A 3,921-nucleotide genomic window follows, 5' to 3' on the forward strand; every position below is an offset into this window, starting at 1 on the left:
AGCATGGCTGGCGGCACCACATTAGGCGCCAACAACCAAATTAGTAGCCAAAACTTTGCCACCGAAAATACCCTGACTGAAGTGGGCATTAAGTACTCACCCACGGACAGTGCTTGGTATGTTGATGCGGCAGTGTTTGACCAAAAACGCAGTCTACGAAATCGTGATGGCAGCAATACCGGCATTCGCACTAAAGGCTTTGAAGCCCAAGCCTTTTATGATGCTGACCCGTTTTGGTTAAGCGCGGGCTACAGTTATTTAGACGCCCGTTATGATGACTCAGCCAGTAGCCAAGATACGGTACAAGTTGCCGATACATTTGATAATTCACGCCCAGACATTATTGCTGGCACAGGTATTGGCGCACCAAACTTCGCTTCATTTGCAGCGTCTGACCGCCGTGTACAAGGCCTTCCTGAACAAACGTTCACAATTAATGGCGGAATGTCGATTACTGAGAAATGGAAAGCAGGTTTCTCCGGTCTATATACCAAGAGTTACCCATTAGACTATTTAGCGACTGTGTATATTCGCGATCAATACACGCTTAATGTTAACACTCGCTATGATTTTACCGAGCAAACAAGTTTAAGGCTGGATGTGAATAACGTGACTAACCAAAAGAACTGGCGTCCGGTGTTTGAAGGCGGTTATTTCGGATCAACATTGGTTTTTCCTGAACTACCTGTTAACGCTACCCTTACCTTACAGCATTCATTTTAAGGCTATAAATTATGTTTAAAAAAATTGTGTTATTACTGATTGCTGCATCATTAGTGGGGTTATTTTTCCACTTTGATTTGCATCAATTACTGACCTTAGAGGGCCTAAAAGGCTCAATGAATGACTTTAGTCAATTACGTGAAGAGTCACCATTGTTAGTTATTGGCGGGTTCTTTTTATTGTATGTGGCCGTGACCGCATTGTCTTTACCTGGTGCCGCGATTCTTACCATCGCCTCGGGAGCCTTATTCGGCATCGTCGAAGGATTAATTATTGCGTCGTTTGCCTCGAGTATTGGCGCAACAATGGCATTTTTAGTGTCGCGTTATCTGTTGCGTGATTCAATTAAACAACGTTTTCCAGAGCGCTTAGCGGCCATTGATGCCGGAATTGAAAAAGAAGGTGGCTTTTACTTATTTACCTTACGTTTGGTACCAATATTTCCGTTCTTTTTAATCAACATGCTAATGGGTGTGACCGCCTTTAAATCGTGGACTTTCTATTGGGTAAGCCAAGTCGGTATGTTTTTGGGTACCTTTGTTTACGTTAATGCCGGTACTCAGCTGGCACAAATTGACAGCTTATCGAACATTTTATCGGTTAACCTTATCCTGTCGTTTGCACTATTAGGTTTATTCCCGCTTATCGCTAAGGCAATAGTCAATATGATCAAAAAACGTCGTGTATACAGCAAATGGACCAAGCCAGCTAAATTTGATCGCAACATGATTGTGATTGGCGCAGGTGCTGGTGGCCTAGTAACCAGTTATATTGCTGCCGCAGTAAAAGCTAAAGTGACCTTAATTGAAGCCGGCGAAATGGGCGGCGACTGCTTAAACTATGGCTGTGTGCCGAGTAAAGCGATTATTAAAAGCGCTAAAATTGCTCAGCAAATACGAAACGCCCATCATTACGGCTTAGAAGACAGCACTCCTGAATTCTCATTTAAAAAAGTCATGGCGCGGGTGCATCAAGTGGTGGCCGATATAGCTCCACACGACAGTGTTGAGCGTTACACTAATTTAGGTGTCGACGTAGTCAAAGGCTATGCAAAATTAGTTGACCCATGGACAGTTGAAATTAGCCACCCAGACGGTAATACCAGCCGCTTAACCGCGCGTAGTATTGTTATTGCCACAGGTGCTCGCCCGTTTGTGCCACCGTTACCAGGCATAGAAGAAGTCGGTTATGTTACCAGTGATACCTTGTGGGATGAGTTTGCAAAACTCGATACAGCACCACAAAAATTAGTGGTACTAGGCGGCGGCCCAATTGGTTCTGAACTGGCACAAAGCTTTGCCCGTTTAGGATCCAAAGTGACTCAAGTTGAAATGGCTGAGCGCATCATGATCAAAGAAGATCTTGAAGTGTCTGAGTTTGCCACCCAAGCCTTGCAAAAAAGTGGCGTGAATATTTTAACCTCACACCAAGCGCTGCGCTGCGAACTGCGTGACGGTAAAAAATACCTTATCGTTAAACATCAAGAGCAAGAGCAAGAGTTAGCGTTAGAATACGACCAGCTTTTATGTGCAGTCGGTCGTAGTGCCCGCTTAAGCGGTTACGGCTTAGAAGAGTTAGGTATTGAAACCAACCGTACTATCGTCACCAATGAATACCTAGAAACCTTATACCCAAATATCTATGCGGCGGGTGACATTGTTGGGCCTTATCAATTTACTCACGTGGCTGCGCATCAAGGCTGGTACGCGGCAGTCAATGGACTGTTTGGACACTTGAAAAAGTTCAAAGTGGATTACCGAGTTATTCCATGGACTACGTTTATCGATCCAGAAGTGGCTCGTGTAGGTATTAATGAATATGAAGCCAAACAGCAAGGTATTGATTACGAGGTGACTCGCTTTGATTTTGCCGAGCTTGATCGTGCCATTACCGACAGTGCTACCGAAGGGTTTATTAAAGTGATTACCCCTAAAGGTAAAGATAAAATCTTAGGTGTGACCGTGGTGTCAGAACACGCTGGCGACTTAATTGCTGAGTTTGTATTAGCTATGAAACACGGCTTAGGCCTTAACAAGATTCTAGGCACCATACACAGTTACCCAACATGGGCCGAAGGCAACAAGTACGCTGCGGGTGAATGGAAGCGTAACCATGCACCAGAAACTGTGTTGCGCTGGTTAGAAAAATACCACACTTGGCGTCGTGGCTAACCATACAGAGTAATCGCTAAGGCTCGTAAAAATGGGCCTTAGCTTATAGATTCTAAATAATGTCGCTTAGGAAGTAGTTCTGGATAGCGAGTATTAGAAAATAACTCGAGATAACGGTTCTTAGAAACTTAAAGTAGGTCTCAGATAATGAAGAAATTAACGCGATGTGCTCAATCGTTTGTGCTGACTTTAGGTCTATTGCTGAGCTTGTTTGGCATTAATACGGCTATTGCGGCGGTTGAAGAGTCTGAGGCTCTTTCTGATGCTAATCATCTTGTGCAGAGCCAGACAAAAATGGCACTACATGATGAGTGGAATTCCTTACTCAGCCGTCATGTAAAACCGATTAACCAAGGTCACAGTAGCGCGGTAGATTACGCCGCGATACAACAAGATCGAACCATATTGACCGACTATCTCAACCAATTAAGTCTGATAACCCAAGCAGAGTTTGATGCTTGGGACAAAGCATCGCAATTAGCATTGTTAATCAATGCTTACAACGCGTGGACAGTTGAGCTTATCTTAACTAAATACCCTGACCTCGACTCAATCAAAGATCTAGGCGGATTTTTTAGTTCTCCATGGGATAAAAGCTTTATTCCATTATTAGGTAAAACTCGCAGCCTCAATGATATTGAGCACAAACTAATTCGTGGTAGTGATCGTTACAACGACCCCAGAATCCACTTCGCGGTAAACTGTGCCAGCATTGGTTGCCCTGCACTGCGTGAAGAAGCCTATACAGGCGCTAAACTCGAACTGCAATTAACCGAACAAACTGAACGTTTTCTTGCCGATAGCAGCAGAAATTATGCCAAGGGAGACAGCCTGTATTTGTCTTCTATCTTTAAATGGTATGGTGATGACTTTACTAAAGGGTTTCGTAACACCCATTCGATTGAAGCGTTTTTACTGCTTTATTCCAATAGTAATAAAGGTGTTCTGACATTAACCCCAAAACAGCGCCAAGCAACAGAGAAACAACAACTCGATATTGAATTTTTAGATTATGACTGGTCACTTA

General features: G+C 43.7%; 3 protein-coding genes. All 3 read left to right on the top strand.

All coding sequences use genetic code 11. The features are described from left to right. On the top strand, nt 1-723 hold a 723-nt coding region (locus tag CXF78_RS13960; RefSeq protein ID WP_180957148.1), incomplete at its 5' end, for a TonB-dependent receptor domain-containing protein. 11 nt (nt 724-734) lie between these two features. Next, complete coding sequence (locus CXF78_RS13965; RefSeq protein ID WP_102037138.1) at nt 735-2,894, top strand: FAD-dependent oxidoreductase; 2,160 nt, start codon at nt 735-737, stop codon at nt 2,892-2,894. A gap of 147 nt (nt 2,895-3,041) precedes the next feature. Beyond that, nucleotides 3,042-3,921 (top strand): DUF547 domain-containing protein (locus CXF78_RS13970; protein ID WP_102037139.1); only part of this gene is annotated, 880 nt, incomplete at its 3' end.

The sequence above is a fragment of the Shewanella sp. 11B5 genome (assembly GCF_002836795.1).
GTDB lineage: Bacteria > Pseudomonadota > Gammaproteobacteria > Enterobacterales > Shewanellaceae > Shewanella > Shewanella frigidimarina.

Bases quoted from the DNA above. Each gene is read 5' to 3' on its own strand.
- CXF78_RS13965 (WP_102037138.1), top strand. From the start codon at position 735: ATGTTTAAAAAAATTGTGTTATTACTGATTGCTGCATCATTAGTGGGG.